This window comes from Micromonospora sp. ATLC16, assembly GCF_057196645.1.
Genome location: NZ_JBXUOW010000097.1, coordinates 1 through 15,136 on the forward strand (window position 1 = coordinate 1; position 15,136 = coordinate 15,136).

At 71.9% G+C, this 15,136-nt stretch carries 14 protein-coding genes; 5 read left to right on the forward strand and 9 right to left on the reverse strand.

Features of this window, described 5'->3' with window-relative positions; genetic code table 11:
* Nucleotides 1–399: 399 nt before the first annotated feature.
* The 6 genes from AC2CHE_RS24895 to AC2CHE_RS24920 all read right to left on the reverse strand — a co-directional run bounded on the left by AC2CHE_RS24895 (nucleotide 400) and on the right by AC2CHE_RS24920 (nucleotide 6,124).
* Nucleotides 400–1,125: an anti-sigma factor family protein gene (locus AC2CHE_RS24895; RefSeq protein ID WP_484507279.1), complete on the reverse strand. Its 726-nt coding sequence runs from the start codon at nucleotides 1,123–1,125 to the stop codon at nucleotides 400–402.
* Nucleotides 1,126–1,147: 22 nt separating this feature from the next.
* Nucleotides 1,148–1,621, reverse strand: a complete 474-nt coding sequence (locus AC2CHE_RS24900; protein WP_484507290.1) for a sigma-70 family RNA polymerase sigma factor — start codon at nucleotides 1,619–1,621, stop codon at nucleotides 1,148–1,150.
* Nucleotides 1,622–1,783: 162 nt separating this feature from the next.
* The gene (locus tag AC2CHE_RS24905; protein ID WP_484507280.1) at nucleotides 1,784–2,383 is read right to left on the reverse strand and encodes a hypothetical protein; all 600 of its coding nucleotides are present in this window, start codon (nucleotides 2,381–2,383) and stop codon (nucleotides 1,784–1,786) included.
* Between the two features lie 36 nt (nucleotides 2,384–2,419).
* Nucleotides 2,420–3,733: a LysM peptidoglycan-binding domain-containing protein gene (locus AC2CHE_RS24910; RefSeq protein ID WP_484507281.1), complete on the reverse strand. Its 1,314-nt coding sequence runs from the start codon at nucleotides 3,731–3,733 to the stop codon at nucleotides 2,420–2,422.
* A gap of 1 nt (nucleotide 3,734) precedes the next feature.
* On the reverse strand, nucleotides 3,735–4,265 hold the full coding sequence (locus tag AC2CHE_RS24915; RefSeq protein WP_484507282.1) for a type VII secretion system-associated protein: 531 nt from the start codon (nucleotides 4,263–4,265) through the stop codon (nucleotides 3,735–3,737).
* Nucleotides 4,265–6,124, reverse strand: coding sequence for a hypothetical protein (locus AC2CHE_RS24920; RefSeq protein WP_484507283.1), 1,860 nt, complete (start codon nucleotides 6,122–6,124; stop codon nucleotides 4,265–4,267). The genes AC2CHE_RS24915 and AC2CHE_RS24920 overlap by 1 nt, the downstream gene beginning before the upstream one ends.
* 201 nt (nucleotides 6,125–6,325) lie before the next feature.
* On the opposite strand from AC2CHE_RS24920, the gene AC2CHE_RS24925 reads away from it, so the two are divergent.
* Nucleotides 6,326–6,625: a hypothetical protein gene (locus AC2CHE_RS24925; protein ID WP_484507284.1), complete on the forward strand. Its 300-nt coding sequence runs from the start codon at nucleotides 6,326–6,328 to the stop codon at nucleotides 6,623–6,625.
* The gene (locus AC2CHE_RS24930; RefSeq protein ID WP_484507285.1) at nucleotides 6,622–7,284 is read left to right on the forward strand and encodes a hypothetical protein; all 663 of its coding nucleotides are present in this window, start codon (nucleotides 6,622–6,624) and stop codon (nucleotides 7,282–7,284) included. Before AC2CHE_RS24925 ends, AC2CHE_RS24930 begins: the two co-directional genes overlap by 4 nt.
* A gap of 137 nt (nucleotides 7,285–7,421) precedes the next feature.
* Here AC2CHE_RS24930 and AC2CHE_RS24935 read toward each other — a convergent pair whose 3' ends face one another.
* Together AC2CHE_RS24935 and AC2CHE_RS24940 are read right to left on the reverse strand one after the other, a co-directional pair.
* Nucleotides 7,422–11,798, reverse strand: coding sequence for an FtsK/SpoIIIE domain-containing protein (locus tag AC2CHE_RS24935; RefSeq protein ID WP_484507286.1), 4,377 nt, complete (start codon nucleotides 11,796–11,798; stop codon nucleotides 7,422–7,424).
* Nucleotides 11,799–11,965: 167 nt separating this feature from the next.
* Nucleotides 11,966–12,262, reverse strand: a complete 297-nt coding sequence (locus AC2CHE_RS24940) for a WXG100 family type VII secretion target (protein WP_281580755.1) — start codon at nucleotides 12,260–12,262, stop codon at nucleotides 11,966–11,968.
* Between the two features lie 236 nt (nucleotides 12,263–12,498).
* On the opposite strand from AC2CHE_RS24940, the gene AC2CHE_RS24945 reads away from it, so the two are divergent.
* Nucleotides 12,499–13,191, forward strand: a complete 693-nt coding sequence (locus AC2CHE_RS24945) for a COG4315 family predicted lipoprotein (protein ID WP_484507287.1) — start codon at nucleotides 12,499–12,501, stop codon at nucleotides 13,189–13,191.
* Nucleotides 13,192–13,207: 16 nt separating this feature from the next.
* Nucleotides 13,208–13,648, forward strand: a complete 441-nt coding sequence (locus AC2CHE_RS24950; protein ID WP_484507288.1) for a DUF4333 domain-containing protein — start codon at nucleotides 13,208–13,210, stop codon at nucleotides 13,646–13,648.
* A 23-nt stretch (nucleotides 13,649–13,671) separates the two neighbouring features.
* On the opposite strand, the gene AC2CHE_RS24955 is transcribed toward AC2CHE_RS24950, so the two are convergent.
* A complete protein-coding gene (locus AC2CHE_RS24955) occupies nucleotides 13,672–13,926 on the reverse strand; it encodes a BTAD domain-containing putative transcriptional regulator (protein ID WP_484507291.1) in 255 nt (84 codons plus the stop codon).
* 214 nt (nucleotides 13,927–14,140) lie between these two features.
* Here AC2CHE_RS24955 and AC2CHE_RS24960 point away from each other — a divergent pair, with 214 nt between their 5' ends.
* Nucleotides 14,141–15,037: a hypothetical protein gene (locus tag AC2CHE_RS24960; protein ID WP_484507289.1), complete on the forward strand. Its 897-nt coding sequence runs from the start codon at nucleotides 14,141–14,143 to the stop codon at nucleotides 15,035–15,037.
* Nucleotides 15,038–15,136: the final 99 nt, after the last annotated feature.

A 15,136-nucleotide genomic window follows, 5' to 3' on the forward strand; every position in this document is an offset into this window, starting at 1 on the left:
CCCGCCGCGAACGGCCCTGCGGCTACCGTGACCGTCCGGGTTATGGCAATCTGATCCACCGAGCGGGGTTCCTGGTTCAGGTTGTCTTGGAGTGACACACCTTGATACCGGGACCCCGCCTCTCATTCCCTGATCAACACACCCCTTGACCAGCCACGCCCACGCCTAACTGAACGGCGTTGCTACTAGTTCCGGCGGCGCGTCAGGTGCACGACCACCTCGTCGCCCGGTACACCGTCGACCGGGCAACGCCGAACAGCGCCCGCGACGAATCGCGCCGGTCGCGCCGCCACCGACGCGACCGGCGCGATATTCCTCCCGCTCGACGTCACCTCCGTCGGGTCCGTACGCGAGGCGGCCCACGGACGCTTCGACGAACTGGTCCAACAATGCCGGCACCTACAGCTTCGCGGTGACATACACCTTGCCGTCGGTGTTCTCCACACGGACCTCGCCGACCTGAGCCGGGTCGATCAGGGCACTGCCGTCCAACGTGGTGCCGTCGGCCGCCCCGCCCTCGGACACCAGCCAACTGCCACTCAGCACGGCGTTGCCGTCCTTGCCGACGACCAGTAGACGGCAGCGCTCCCCCCGGGGGATCCCGGACACCGCCGCGTTGACCCGTACCCAGCCGGGTGCCGGGGTCACCGCGACGGTGAGCCGGGCACCAGTGCCCGGGTCAGTCGTGCTGGCGTTGCGGGTAACGGGGTTGGCGGCGGTCACCGTGGTCGCCGGGGCCGGCAGGGCGCGGCGGTCAGGTGCGTAATCAGTGGTGCGACCCAGCAGGACGCCGCCGGAGGCGGCGGCGGCGAGAGCCACCACCGCGGCAGCGCTCAGGATCACCCGGCGGCGTCGGCGATGTCCGGACGATTCGCTGCGAACCTGGCGCAGGGTGCGCTGCAACAGCAGGTCGCCGCCCTCCGGAGGGCCGTCGAGCAGCATCGCCTCCGGCACGGCCTCGAGCGCGTGCTTCCACTCCTGGAGTGACTCGACCTCGGTGCGGCACTCCGCACAACTCGCCAGGTGCTCCTCCACCCGTCGGAGCTGCTCCTGGTCGAGCTCGCCCATCAGATAGCCGCCGATGTCCACATGGTCACCGGCCGGTACCGAGCTGTCCGATTTCATGAGGCAGACCGTTCCACCCGGTTCAGTGCGCCGCAATGTCGCGTAGCGCCCGGAGTGCGTAGTAGGAGCGTGACTTGACCGTCCCCGGCGGGATATCCAGCGCTTTCGCAGCTTCCGCGACTGTACTCCCGAGTAGATAGACCTGCTCAAGGACCTCGCGGTGCTCCTGCGAAAGGCGACTGAGGGCGTCCACCACCACCATCGAGTTGACCACCTGGTCGGCGTGGTCCCGCTCGACGGCGACGTCCGTCGGGCTTTCCGGTGCCTCGGGTGGTCGCGCCATTCGGGCGCGCACCGCGTCGGTGGTGAGGTTACGTACCACGGTGAGCAGCCACCCCCGTACCGATCCCTTGCCGTTGACCAGGCTGTCCGGGTGGCGCCAGGCGCGTACCAATGCCTCCTGGACGATGTCCTCGGCGATGGCCCGGTCCCGGGTCAGTTGCGTCGCGTACGCGAGCATAGCGCGACCGTGTTCCTCGTACAGGGATCGGATCAGGGCCTCGTCCGCTACGTTCTGCCGACGATCGGGCCGCAAACCCGCCATGAGTACCGTCCTCCGTTGACCCCGCCCCGGCGGTCGCCACCGGTGCTTCCGGGTACCCAGGATGCCTGCTGCCCTGCCGAATAACGGCAGTGGGGAGCGAATGTGTTGGTAGGCTCACCTGGGTGAACTTTTGGACTCTTGGCCGATCGGCGCAGCGGCTTTGCCTCCGTCCGGAGCGATCACGAACCAGAGCCCGTCGGTCCCCTGCCCGGCGGCCTGGCCGGGTACCCGGTCGTCCACGAAGCGGTAGACCGGCCGCCCACCCACTGTCACCTGGCGGGTTCCGTCGGAGCGGGGCACCGCGCCAAGCCGGGCGGGATCGAGGTCCTTGAACGAGACCTTCTCGTTCACCAGGACCGGCAGCCACGCGGTCAGACACTGTTGCGTGCAGTTCGACTGCGGGGGTGCGGCGCTGTCGTGGTCGAACCGATAGAGCGTGAAGCCCTGCCCGTCGAGCACCACCGGGCCAAGCTCCGGGTGTTCTCCAAGCTGGACCGACGCGGGCCAGTAGCCCCCGTCCGGGCTGCGCTGCCCCAGGTCGTTCCGCTGGTTGGCGGCGCCTGGCTGCGGCGGGGCACCAGTTTGCGTGTTGGCAGCGGAGTCGGCGGCGGGCATCGCGACCGGGTCGCGCACCACGGTGGTGCACCCGCTGACGAGCAGCGCTCCGGCCAGCGTCAGTGGGCCGAGCAGTCTATGGGGAACGGGCGCTTTCATCGGCAGACCAATCGTTGCGAGGTTCGGGCAGGAGGATCAGCGGCCGAGGACCGGGATGAGCCGACCGCGCGGGGCGGGACGGTCGAGGTGCAGGCCGAGCACCCCGACGTCGAGGGCCCCGTCGGCGTCGATGTCGAAGCACCAGGCGGCGTTCGGCGCGTCGCCGACGACCACGACGGCCGCCGTGCCGTCGGAGGCCGCCGCCAGCGCGCCGAGGCGTTCCAGCTCCTCGGGCGGAAGCGGGGCGGTGACCACCACCAGGTGGTCGCGAAGCGCCGAGGACCCGTGGGCGTCCTGGGCGTCGTCGCCGGGCAACGTCAGGACGGAACGCAGGTCGACGACGACCCGAACCCGTCCCGGGACCGGCCAGGGCGGAGGCGATGGTCCGACGACACTGATCGACACCGACGTCGCGGCGTAGCGGCTGACCTCGTGGAGGAACGCGCCCGCCAGGCGGTACGCGGCTGTCGGATCCCCGGTGAGCGCGACGATTCCGGGCGCTCGTCCCAGGTTGACGACTGTCAGTTCACCGCCGACGGTGCCGACGGTGGCGAGCATCGGCAGCCCGCCGCCGGCGGCGGTCACCTGCTGGTCGAGGTCCCAACTCGGCGCTTCCCAGATCGCACCCTGCTGCCGTGCCCGCCACGGGGGCGGCGGGTCCGGCAGCGCCGGCGCCAGCCGGAGCGACACCCGGTCCGCACCGACCATCGCCGCGTACACCGGGGGCTGGGACGCCGATGCGGCGATCTGCCGCAGGGCGCGGTCCAACGCCTGTCGTGAGCCCGGCGCGGGTCGCGGCGGCTCGGCCGCGCGGCGGCGTCGGACCAGCCGGATCAGCAGGGGTACGACGACCGCCATCAGCACCGCGCCGATGCCCAGCAGCGTCACCGCGACCGGTCGGAGCCCGAAGGTCCCGCCGCCGCCGACCGGAGGAGCCGGTGGCGCCACTGCCGGTCCTTGCTCCGGTTGGTCGGCCGGCGGAGCTTCCGGCCGCTGGCCCAGGTCCGGCGTGCTCGACGGTGGCGGACCGACGCGGATCTCCCCGGAGGTTGCGCCCTCGGGGAGGACGAAGACCCAGCCGGCGCGGATCGGCTGCGCCGGATCAGTCAGCGTGCGGCCGTCCGGTTGGGTACGCCCCTGGTTCAGCTTGAAGATCTCCGGCCAGCGCCGGCTGTCGCCGAGCACCCGGTCGGCGACCCCGGGCAGCGTCAGCTCGCTCTCCGTGCCCGGTTGCCCGGGCACCACCCAGTACGGCACCGACGGTTCGACGGCGTCCGCCCGGGTCGGGCTCGCCAGCAGGAACGCGGTCACCACCAGCACCAGTCCGGCGTACGCCCTGGTCAGGGACATCTCACTCGGCTCCGTCGGCGTCGACCGAGTTGCGCAGGGCGCTCGCCTGCAGGCGCATGGCCCGTGGCCCGCCCGGGTTGACCAGCACGTCGAGCCCGTCCGGGAGCAGCCCCAGCAGCTCGGTCAGACCGACCTGCTGCCACTGTGGCGCGTCGACGCGCGCCTGGTCGATGGCACCGGAGGCGACCACCACGCAGGCCATCCCGTCCGGGGCGGACGTCACGGCCACCTCGCCCGCCTCGTCGAGCGCGACCATGACCAGGCTGTCCCGCAGCGTCCGCAGCACCAGGCCGACGTCGGCCCGGTCGGTGGCGACCAGCTTCGCCGCCGCGTCCACGGCGCTGGTCGGTGAGTCGGCGGTGCGCGGCTGGTACAGCGGGTTCGCCTCGAATGGTCCGATGGTGCCGTCCTCCTCGACCAGCCAGCCGCCGACGATCGTGTCCACCGGCGGGGCCTCCGTCGACTGTTCGTCGTCGCTGTCCAGCAGCAGCATCCAGTTGCGCTGCACGTCGGTTTCGTCGTGCTCGTTCATCAGGCCCTTCCCTTCGGCGTCGGAGTGATCTTCCGGAACTCGCCCTTGCCGTCTCTCTCGTCGTTCGTGCTCTCCACGGCCAGGGTCGCGATGGTCTCGCCGGGATTGGTGAACAGTCCGTCGAGATCCTGGCCCTGGGTCGCGTGCACCGTGTTGTTCGCCGCGAAGATCTGCCGCTTGTTGCCGAGGTCGCGCATGACGTCCGCGAACTGCTGGCCGGCGTCGCCCGCACTGTTGGCGAAGTTGCAGGAGATCATGGCGATCGCGGCCTTCGGGTTGACCTCGGCGAGCGCCCTGAAGTTGGGGTCGTTGCTGAGGATCTTGGCCATGCTGGCGCCGGGGACGTTCACCACCTTGCCGCTGGACAGGGTCACCGCGGCGCTGTCCGGGCTGCCGTGGGCGAAGATGAACATCGGGTCGCTCTTCAGCCTGCCCCACGGAGCCGTCAGGAATTCGTTGCCGGCGAGGGTGGGCTGGCTACCGGGCAGTTGCCGGATGATTTTCAGGCCCCCCACGTCCATCGAGCCGCCCAGGTTCTTACCCGAGGCGAGGTTGGCCGTCTGCGCTCCCCAGTCGGTGAAGTCCGCGATATCGGTCGGCCTGCTGGGGAAGATGACCCCGATCTGCTTGCCGTTGCTGTCCTTCAGGGGGACTGACTGGACGTTGTCGATGCTGAACGTCTTCAGGCGGCCCTTCTGGTTCATGCCGGCCAGAAGTCGGGGGTCGTTGGCGCGCCTCTCATTGGAGATTCTGAGGTCGCGCGCGAAGCGCATGTCCTCGATCTTCTTGCCGATCGGCGTGAAGACGCCCTTGATGGTCTTGCCGAGGCCGAGCGAGGTGACCGTGGTGTCGATCCCCGCCCCGGGCGTTGCGGCCTTGTCCACGCTCCGGGTACTCCCCGGCGGGCCGCTGAGCCCCTTGGTGCTGTTCCTGATCGCATCCGAGACGGTGCCGGGGAGCTTGTTGCCGGCGCTGCCGGCGATCTTGGCGATGCGACTGACGAGCCGCCCGCCCGGCACCAGACCGAGCAACAGACCTCCGGCGGCCAACCCGATCGCGGCGGGATCCCCGCTGACCGCCGCCGCCGCGAGGTCGATCGCACCGGAGAGGAAGCCGATCGCCTGGCCGAGCGGCGGGAAGATGAATGAGGCGATCACTGACAGCGCGTCCAGGATCAAGGTGATCCACTGGATGACGGTACTGCGAAGGAAGTCGATGAACGCCTGGAACGCCTCGACGATCTTCTCCCAGAGCGAGCGCTGCGGTGCGTCCTTTGCCAGCCCTCGCAACGTCTGCGCCGCCGTGCGGGCAGCCTGATCGTGTAACGCCGTCGCCTGACCGAGCAGCGCCTTCGCCTGGTCGAGGGCCTGCTGGGCGTCGGCCGCCCGGTTCTGCGCGGCGGCGTCATCGTCACTGGCCCTGTCCTTCGCGGCCTGGTCCGCCTCCGGGTCGCCGCCCAGCGCGGTGAGCGCCGCCTGCGCCGAGGCGACCGCCGCCAGCGCGGCGGTCTGGTCGCCGGACGCCTGCCGGGCCTGGTCGAGGGCGCGCAGCGACATCGCCTGCGCCTCCTCCAGCGACGGCAGGTACCGCACGTACGCGTCGGCCGCCGCGGCGTAGGAGTTCGCCATCCGGTCCAGCCGCCCGGGCAGCTTGCCGATCAGGTCACGGAACGCCTCCATCGCCTTGCCCTGACCGAGCTGGACCTGGCCACCGGAGGCGAGCAGGTCGTGCGCCTCCCGCGTGGTAGAGGACAGCTCCTGGTAGGCCCGCGTGATCTCGTCGAAGGACTCCGGATCACCGGGTACCGGGTCGGAGTCCAGTTGCAACACCGACCACTCGGCGTCTCCCGGACGCGTCATGACCAACCTCCCCATCGCACCGACCACTGCCCGCTCCGGCCAATGCCGTGAGCCGACTCGCACACGTGTCGATCGGGGAAACGGTTCAGCCGGACTGAACCGATCCGATCGGCCGTCCGTGTACGGCGCGGAGTCATTGGCCGGACCGGGGAGGAGAGCGGGGATGGGCAAGCGGAGCAGGCTCGACACCGGAGTGGCGCGATGAGCGTGATCGACGTACCCGGCGCGGAACTGGAGCGGGTGCACGACCTGTTGCAGCGCACCAAGGAGCTGATGGACAGCTCACCGATCAGGTCGATGGGTCCGGTCGTCGACACGCTGGGGCACCGTGAGTTGGAAGGGGCCGCCCGCGAGTTCGAGAAGCGGTGGGGTGACGGTCGGTACGTCGTGGCCAAGGACCTCGAAGGGGTCCGCGACGCGGCGAAGGCGGTGGCCGACGCGTTCCGGGAAACCGACGACCAGACGGCGGCCTCGCTTGAGTCGGACGGAGCGGCGAGTTGACCAGCGCAGGAGGCGCGGCGGTGGCCGTACCGACCGGGTTCGAGCTGCGTACGCCGCACGACTGGGTCGACTTCTCGGTCGCCGACGAGGCGAGCGAGAACCGCGTCGCCGACGACGTGTGGACCCGGGCCCGCGAGGGTGGCTTCACCGAGGAGCAGGCGGGACAGTACGCCGAGCAGCTGCGCCGGTCGGTGCGGCAGGCCCGCAACGCTGGTGCGGTGCACGCCGCCGGCACGTTCCAGGTGTACGAGGACGGCGCGCTCATCGCCACGGTGCTGGTCTCGGTGGTCACCCCGCCCGCGACCGGGGACATCATCGGGGCGTTGACCGCGGTGGCGCAGCCCGCCCACGCCGACGGCACCTGGCGTCGGGTGAGCACCACCCAGATTCCCGCGATCGGCACCGTCGGCCGGGTGCACGGCATCCAGAACGTCACCCAGGACGGCGCCACCATGCGCTGCGCGGTGATGCACACCGTCGTACCGCTGCCGGGAGCAACGAACGTGCTGGTGGTCACCGGTTCGAGCCCGAATCTCGCGGAGGCAGAGGAGATCTTCGAGCTCTTCGACACCATCACCGCGACACTGACCTTCACCTATCAGGAGGAGGCCGTCGCGCCCACGCCGCCGGCGGCCTCCTCGGGGGAGGTTGGCGGTTAGGGGGTAGCTGCCGGCCTAGATTGGGGGGACACCTTGGGAAGGTGTCCCCCCGACGTCGTTTGGACGCACCCGGCTGGGCCCGGACACCACGGACTCCGGCCCCACCGGGAAGCCGGACTCCGTCGTCGCGGTGGTGTCTACCGGGCGTCGCCGCGTGCGGCCAGCAGTTCCCGCAGGGCGGCCGGCTCGGTCCGGGGCACCTGCACCAGGTGCAGCCGGCCGTCCCCGAAGTGGGCATGCACCCGACCCGGCCGACCCCCGCCGAGCTGGCTGCGGGACAGCTTCACGCCGATCAGCTCACCGTCGCCGAGGCCCTGCGGGCTGAGCAACGCGCCCTGCCGGTTGCGGCGGGCGTCGACGTGCCAGCCGCCGAACCCGCCGGAGAGTCCGTCGATCGAACCACCCATGATCAGCCCGAGGCCCCTCTCTGCCCCGACCCGGGCGATCTCGCCGAGGTCGCTGCCGGCGTCGCACTTGAGCAGCTGCTCGGCATCGTCGAGGACGACCACGGCGGATCCGGTACGCCCGTCCAGGGCCGCCGCGAGCCCGGCGGAGGTGAAGTTCTCGCTCGTCACCAGATCGAGGACTCCGGCCACCCCGGCCAGCTCGCGCAGTGGGGATCGGCGGGGCGCGGCGATCACCACGGGCGTCCCCCTCTCCAGCAGACCGGCGACCATGGTCAGCAAGGTCGTGCTCCGCCCCGAGCGGGGCGGCCCGGCCAGGATGAAGGACGGGTTGGTCTCGAGGTCCGGGCCGATGGCGGCGAGTTCGTCTCCGCCGACACCCAGCATCGTCCAGAGTGGGCCGGTCGGCCGGACCAGCGTGTTCGCCTGCGCCAAGGTCAACTCGTCCGGCAGCACGTCGATCCGGAACGGCCGAGCCGCGGCACCGATCTCCGCGTCGCGCAACCGCGCCGTCTCGGCGATCGCGGCCAGCGCACGGGCCTGACCCTGCCCGGAGCTGTCCGGGGTGAGCAGGGCGATCTGCGCCTCCGCGCCGTCGACCGCCCGGATCGCCCGGCCCGTGCCGATCTCGTCCGGCAGCTGCCGGTAGTTGATGCCGACCATGCTGTAGTCGCTGCGTTCGGTCAGTCGGAGCACCAGCTTGTCGTCGGTCGTCGACGAGATCCTGGTGGTGAACATGCTCCGGTCGCCGGCCATCACCACGTGGATCCCGGCCCCGGCGCCCTCGCGCAACAGGGTCAGCAGGGCCGCCATCACGCTGCCGTTGTCGTAGTCGGCGAACGTCTTGTCGAAGACCTCGAACCGGTCGAGCAGCACCAGGATGTGCGGCGGACGATCGGCCTCGGCCGCCCCGGCCCGGTACTCCACCAGCCCGGCCGAGCCGGTGGAGGCGAGCAGTTGCTGGCGGCGTCCCAGCTCCGCGACGAGGCGGGTGAACAGGCGGCCGAGCCGTTCGGCCTCGGTCCGCTGCACCACCGCACCGCAGTGCGGCAGTTCGGTGAGGGCGAGCAGGGCGCCGTTGCCGCAGTCGACGCCGTAGAGGTGAACGTCGCGGGTGGAGTGGGCGCGGGCGACGGTGCCGGCGATCGTCCGCAACGCCTGGGACCGGCCGCTGCGCGACGAGCCGATGACGTGCAGGTGCCCCAGCGTCCCCAGGTCCAGCTCCAGCGGCGCCTGCTCCTGCTCGGCCGGCAGGTCGACCAGGCCGTACGCCACCGAGGGCAGGTGGTAGCCGCTGCTCCGCGGCGCGGGAAGCGCGTCGACGGTCAGCGTGTCCGGGAGCGCCGGCAGCCACGGGCTGTGCGGCCGCTCGATGGCGAGCTGCTCGCTGGCACCCCGGATGGCGCCCACGAGCACGGCGAGGTCGGTGAGTTCGGCCGACGGCGCGGCCTTGACGCCGGGTCGGCTGGGGCGGGGCCGACCCTGGTCCTTCCAGGAGACGGGCGTGAGCCAGGGTGCCTGCCGGACCTCGGCGCGGGCGCCCGGCCGGAAACCGCCGACCCGCCCGGCCTGGAACGGCACGAGCGAGGACTGGGCGAGGCGGACGAAGGCGCGGCCCGGTGTCGACTTCAAGATGGAGGCGGCGTCCGGGGCGTTGAGCACGTCCTGGCTCTCGCTGGTGTCGGTCACCCGCAGGGCGATCCGCAGGTTGGTGTTCGCCCGGATCTCGGGTGACACCACCCCGCCCGGACGTTGGGTGGCCAGCACCAGGTGGATGCCGAGCGACCGGCCCCGCTGTGCGATGTTCACCAGACCGGTCACGAAGTCCGGCAGGTCGCGGATCATCGACGCGAACTCGTCGATGACGATCAACAGTCGGGGCATCGACGTCCGGGTCGGCTCGCGACGCAGCAGGTCGACGTAGTCGTCGATGTCCTTCGCGCCCGCCTCGGCGAGGATGTGCTCGCGCCGCTTCAGCTCGGCGGTGAGCGAGGTAAGCGCCCGGCTCACCAGGTGAGTGTCGAGGTCGGTGACCATGCCGACGGTGTGCGGCAGCAGGACGCAGTCCTTGAACGCGCTGCCACCTTTGTAGTCCACCAGCACGAACGTCATCGCGTCCGGTCGGTTGGCCACGGCGAGCGAGGCGACCAGGGTCTGCAACAGCTCCGACTTGCCGGAGCCGGTGGTGCCGGCGACCAGCGCGTGCGGTCCGTCGCGCTTGAGGTCCAGGGCGAACGGCCCGTCCAGTGAGATGCCGAGCACCGCCTCGGTGGTCCGGCCTCCGGTGGCCCATCGCGCGGCCACCGCGTCCGGCTCCGGCGGTTCCATGCCGAGCACGTCGAGCAGCCGGCTGGCGTCGGGCAGGGCGGCGCCGTCGTCCGCGCCACCGGTGTCGCGCAGCGGCGCGAGCGCGCGGGCCACCGTGTGCAGCCACTGGATCGAGAGCAGATCCGGGTGCACCGCCGGGATCGGCGCGGCGAGCGTCCGGGTCACCAACAGCGATCCGTCGGTCTGCTCGGCGATGACGGCCTGGCACTCCTCCGGCAGCAGTTTCTCCTCGGCGTCGACGCAGATCGCGTACACCCCGACCGCGGGTCCCTCCCGCAGGATCTGCGTCACCCCGGGCAGGGACCGCAGCCGGCGGGCCCCGTCGAGCACCACGAGGATGTCGCGGAACGCCCCGTCGGTCCGCTCGGCGGAGCGGGCCGCGATCACGGCACTCAGTTCGGCTACCCGGCGGGCCATGGTCTGGGTGTCGGTACCGACGGTGGCGAGGGTGTCCTGGCCGTCGCGCGGCGCCGCGTGCGGCAGCCAGCCGACCCACGACCAGCCCTCCTCGTCGCCGGCACCGGCGAGTAGGTAGATCTGGAGGTCCTCGGGGCTGTGCAGGGTGGCGGCCTGGGCGACCATCCACCGCGCCGTCACCCGGGCGACGGCACCGCCGGCGATGCCGAGAACACCGTGCTTGCGCACGGCAACGGTCGCCGGCACGTCGAGGGCGCTCCACCGGACCTCCCGGCGGTGCTCGTCCTGGCTCGGATCCCGCAGCACCACCTCGGACGGCAGGTCGGCGCCGCCGGCGCGCAGTTCGAGGAAGTCGGGGTCGGTGCGGCGACGCTCCCAGAGGCGGCGCTCCGGCCCGACGGCGATCAGCCGTACGGCGGCGGGGTCGGGGAAGTTGTCCCGTCGGGCCAGCCGCTCGGCGGTCAGCGCCGCCTGCGCCTCGGCGCTGATCCGCGCCCGCTTCGCCTCGTACTCGGCGAGGCGGGCGCGGTGGCTGGCCTTGCCCAGCCGTCGGGAGCTGACCTGACCGGCGATCAACGCGACCGGCGACAGGATGGCGAAGAGCAGGGTCAGCGGGTTGCCGGTGATGAGGAACGCGGCTCCGGAGACCACCAGCGGGGCCAGCACGGTGATCAGCACGAGCGGTCGCCGTTCCGGCGGGGACGGCCGCGACGGCAGGGTGAACTGGGTCGGGCGCACCTCCGGCAGCAGCCGTGGCGGACGGTTGTAGTCCAGCCCGGTGCGGTCCTCGGAGACCTGTAGCGCCGCTTCGGCCCGGACCGGGATGCGCAGTTCCAGCAGGGACGAGCCGACCGCGAGTTGTCCGCCGGGGGCCCACGCCTGTTCTCCGTCGAGTTCGACCCGATCGAGCAGGAGATCGGGCTGCTCCGGCAGTAACCGGCACCTGCCGTCGGGGAGGACCCGGACCCTGGCCATGACGGGGGCGAGCGACGGGTCGGTGAGGCGGACCCGGCTGACGCTCGCGGTGCCGATGGTGTGCTCACCGAGGTCGAGCTGGTACGTGGTGCCGGCGTCGGTGCCGCTGACCACCCGCACCTGCACCAGTCCCGGTGGCGGTGCCGGAGGCTCGGGCACCGGGCGGTCCAGGCCGAGCACCGTGCCCTGGCGCAGCGGGGCCTCGGCGAGGGTGAGCCGTGGGTCCAGTGGCGCACCGGCGACGAAGATCACCGGTGGTGTCCCGGCGGGCTCCGGCCGGCGCGCGGCGAGCGCCTCGGCGAGTTCCCCCACGGTGTTCTCGGGGGCCGCCTCGACCTGGTACTCGATGACGGCGGTGGACGGATCCGCAACGGTGAGTTGCAGGCGCACGAGGGTCTCCTGGTCGGTGGTCCGTGGGGGAAAGACGGGCGGGGGGGGGGGGGGGGGGGGGGGGGGGGGGGGGGGGGGGGGGGGGGGGGGGGGGGGGGGGCGGGGGGGGGGGGGCGGGCCGGGGGCCCCCCCCCCCCCCCCCCCCCCCCCCGGGCCGGTCCGGTCGTTCAGCGACCGAGGCTGGCCCCGGTCTGGTTGTCCGTCTCCGAGAAGGCATCGCTGACCTGCGAGAGGTACTGGCTGATGCCCTCCATGCCGTTCAGGGTCTGGTCGACGCTGCCCTTGTACTCGTCGAAGTACGGGCCGAACTTCTGCTGGGCGGCGGGGGTGTTGTAGCCACCCTGGATCAGGGTGTCGATCTTGCTCTTGGCCTGGTTCATCCCGTCCAGCAGCGTCTGCATGTTCTGCTTCAGCCAGGTCGCGGACTCCTGCATGTCCTCGCTGACGATGTGGTAGGTGGCCACGTTCCGCTCCTTCGTGTCGTCGGTCCTGCCGGCTCCGGGGGTGGCCTCTCCTGGGCTGCCTTCCGCCGTCGCCGCCACCCACACGGACGGTTGCCGGAAACGGTTCACCACGAGATGCGCCGTGGTGACGGGCACCTCCGACGGCCGCGCCGGTGAACCGCATCGCCGAGGAAGCCGTGTGGATCCCGGACCGCGCGGATGGGCGCGGTCCTCCCCGACCACGAGGTGGAGCAGAGATGCTTGTGCAGAGCCGGCTCGCGCTGAGCGCGATCGCACTGGCCAGCCTGGCGGCCCTGGCCGCATGCGGCGACGAGGTGACCGGGCCGGCCACGCCGGCCACGGCGTCCGCGCCGACGGCCGCGCAGCCGACGCCGAGTCCGACAGCCGACGCCGGCACCCTACCGGAGGTGATCGAGGAGGAGGCGACGCCGGTGGCCGCGCCGACGGTGGCGAAGACCCAGGGCCGGGTACGGATCTACAGTGGCCCGTCCGACGTCGAGCTGACGCCCGCGCCGGACACCGGGCGGGGCAGCACCGTCATCCAGCTCAACGGGACCGCGTCCACCGCGATCGGCACCTACGTCGCCGACGGGCAGGGTCGGACGCTGTACCGGTTCGACAAGGACCGGGCCAAGCCGTCGAAGTCGAACTGCAACGGCGACTGCTCCGCAACGTGGCCCCCGCTGCTCGTCAAGTCGCCGGGGCAGATCTACCCGAGCGGGATCAACCCGAAGCTCGTCGGATACGTGGAGCGGGCCGACGGCACCTGCCAGGTGACCATCGACGGCTGGCCGGTCTACCTCTTCGCCAAGGACACCGAGCCGGGCGAACTCAACGGTCAGGGCGTCGGCGGCACCTGGTTCGCGATCAGCCCGACCGGCGAGCGCACCCGGCCGCTGGGCGGTACGCCCACCACCGCCGCCGGCTGACCCCGAGGAGACGACGATGACCACCCCGTACGCGGGAGCCGACGGCTCCCCGACTCCCGCCCCCCGGTGGACGCCGGCACCACCGGCGCAGCGGGGGCCCGACTCCACCGGATCGCACCCGCCCGTCGAGCGTCGGCGGCGCCTCTCCCGCAGGCTCCTGATCGCCATCGTCGCCCCGGTGGTGGCCGTGGTGGCGCTGGTGGCGGTCCTCGGACTGCTCTGGCCGGGCTTCTTCGTGAAGAAGGTGTTCGACACGGCGGCGGTGCAGCAGGGGGTGCTGTCGGTGCTGCGCGACGACTACCAGCTCGACGCGGACCTGGTGGCCTGCCCGCCGGGCCAGTCGGTGACGGTGGGCAGCCGCTTCTCCTGCTCCGTCCAGGTTGCCGGTGTGCCGAAGGCCGTCATCGTGACCGTGGTGTCCCCCGACGGCCGGTTCGAGGTCGGCCGCCCGCAGTGAGGCGTGCCCGGCCCGTGGCCGGGTCAGCCCCGGCAGGTCCGTCCACTGTCGAGGCAGTCGACGACGCGCGGCGGCGTCGTCCCCCAGGGCGTGCTCCGCGCCGGCCAGGCTCCGCAGCATCTGGGCGCGGCCGATGTCGTCACCGGCCGCGGTGGCCGCCCGGAGGCAGACTCGACGATCAGACCGGTCCCGACCAGTTCGTCGGCGAGCCGGCGACGGACGCTCTGGTACAGCGCGATGGCCTCGGCCTGCTGGCCGCCAGCGGACAGCGCCAGCAGGAAACGGGCTGATCGAGGACCGCATGTCCGCCTTCGCCAGGATGATCCCGTTGTTCACGAACAGCTGAGGTGTAACGCACGTATCGCAGGCTCCCTGAACCGATTCCAGGCGGGGTCCGTGTGGATGCCGAACGGCTGCCGGACGTGCGGCAGCCGGGATAGGACTGGAGACCCCGAGATGATGCGCAAGTACGCAGTGCCATTCGTTGCCCTGATGACCGCCAGCGCGGTCGCGTTGACCGCCTGCGGTTCGCAAGCGGAGGCACCCGCTCCGGCGCGGGCGTCCGACCCGGCCGGCGGCGAGGCCACCGCGCCCACGGACGGTGCGGCGGGCGGCGACCTCGCGCTGCTCTCGGGCACCGCCAAGTCGAACAAGTCGGAGGCCAACACCGGTGACTGGGCGGTGCCGAACGGCGGCGTCGCGTCCGGGGCGGCCCTTCAGTCGTCGCAGCGGTGGGTCCAGTTGACCGCCAGCAAGGCCGGCGACCTCGACCCCGTGGTCGTCAACGGTGCGGGGCTGACGCTCTACCGCTTCGACAAGGACAGCAACAACCCGCCCACCGCGACCTGCGACGGCGAGTGCGCGCAGACCTGGCCGCCGGTCACTGTCGCGCCGCGCGGCAAGATCTTCATCGCGGGGGTCAAGAAGTCCGCGGTCGGCACGGTCAAGCGCGCCGACGGCACCCTCCAGGTCACCATCGGCGGCTGGCCGGTGTACCGGTTCGCCAAGGACACCAAGCGGGGCGACACCCTGGGCCAGGGCGTCGGGGATACGTGGTTCGGTGTGACCCCGACCGGCGGCAAGGCCGGCGCGCCGCAGGGTGGTCAGGACGACACCGACACCGGCGAGGCGACCGCACCGCCCGCCACCAGCGCCGTCTTCTTCGACGAGGCCAACTTCAGCGACAACGGCGCGTCCCAGGGCGTGTCCGGCAGCGGGTGCCAGAACCTTCCCCGCCCGCGCGAGTCCTCCTCCGTCGCCGCCCCCGGCTCGCTGAAGATCTGGGCAGGCCCCAACTGCACCGGCCGGGTGCAGACCATCAACGGTGACGTGGCCGACCTCGGCACCATCGGCTTCGACAAGGCCGTCGCCTCGGTCCGCTTCGGCTGACCGTCCGATCCCGACCAACGGGTGTGGGGGGGCGGGGGTTTGGCGGGCCCGCCCACCCCCCCACGCCTCGGGCGCCCCCCGGCACCCCGGGCCAACCCG

What these genes read in the sequence shown, in the direction of transcription:
- AC2CHE_RS24895 (WP_484507279.1), bottom strand. Translation starts at nt 1,125, where the DNA reads ATGAAATCGGACAGCTCGGTACCGGCCGGTGACCATGTGGACATCGGC.
- AC2CHE_RS24905 (WP_484507280.1), bottom strand. Translation starts at nt 2,383, where the DNA reads ATGAAAGCGCCCGTTCCCCATAGACTGCTCGGCCCACTGACGCTGGCC.
- AC2CHE_RS24910 (WP_484507281.1), bottom strand. Translation starts at nt 3,733, where the DNA reads ATGTCCCTGACCAGGGCGTACGCCGGACTGGTGCTGGTGGTGACCGCG.
- AC2CHE_RS24915 (WP_484507282.1), bottom strand. Translation starts at nt 4,265, where the DNA reads ATGAACGAGCACGACGAAACCGACGTGCAGCGCAACTGGATGCTGCTG.
- AC2CHE_RS24920 (WP_484507283.1), bottom strand. Translation starts at nt 6,124, where the DNA reads ATGACGCGTCCGGGAGACGCCGAGTGGTCGGTGTTGCAACTGGACTCC.
- AC2CHE_RS24925 (WP_484507284.1), top strand. Translation starts at nt 6,326, where the DNA reads ATGAGCGTGATCGACGTACCCGGCGCGGAACTGGAGCGGGTGCACGAC.
- AC2CHE_RS24945 (WP_484507287.1), top strand. Translation starts at nt 12,499, where the DNA reads ATGCTTGTGCAGAGCCGGCTCGCGCTGAGCGCGATCGCACTGGCCAGC.
- AC2CHE_RS24950 (WP_484507288.1), top strand. Translation starts at nt 13,208, where the DNA reads ATGACCACCCCGTACGCGGGAGCCGACGGCTCCCCGACTCCCGCCCCC.
- AC2CHE_RS24960 (WP_484507289.1), top strand. Translation starts at nt 14,141, where the DNA reads ATGACCGCCAGCGCGGTCGCGTTGACCGCCTGCGGTTCGCAAGCGGAG.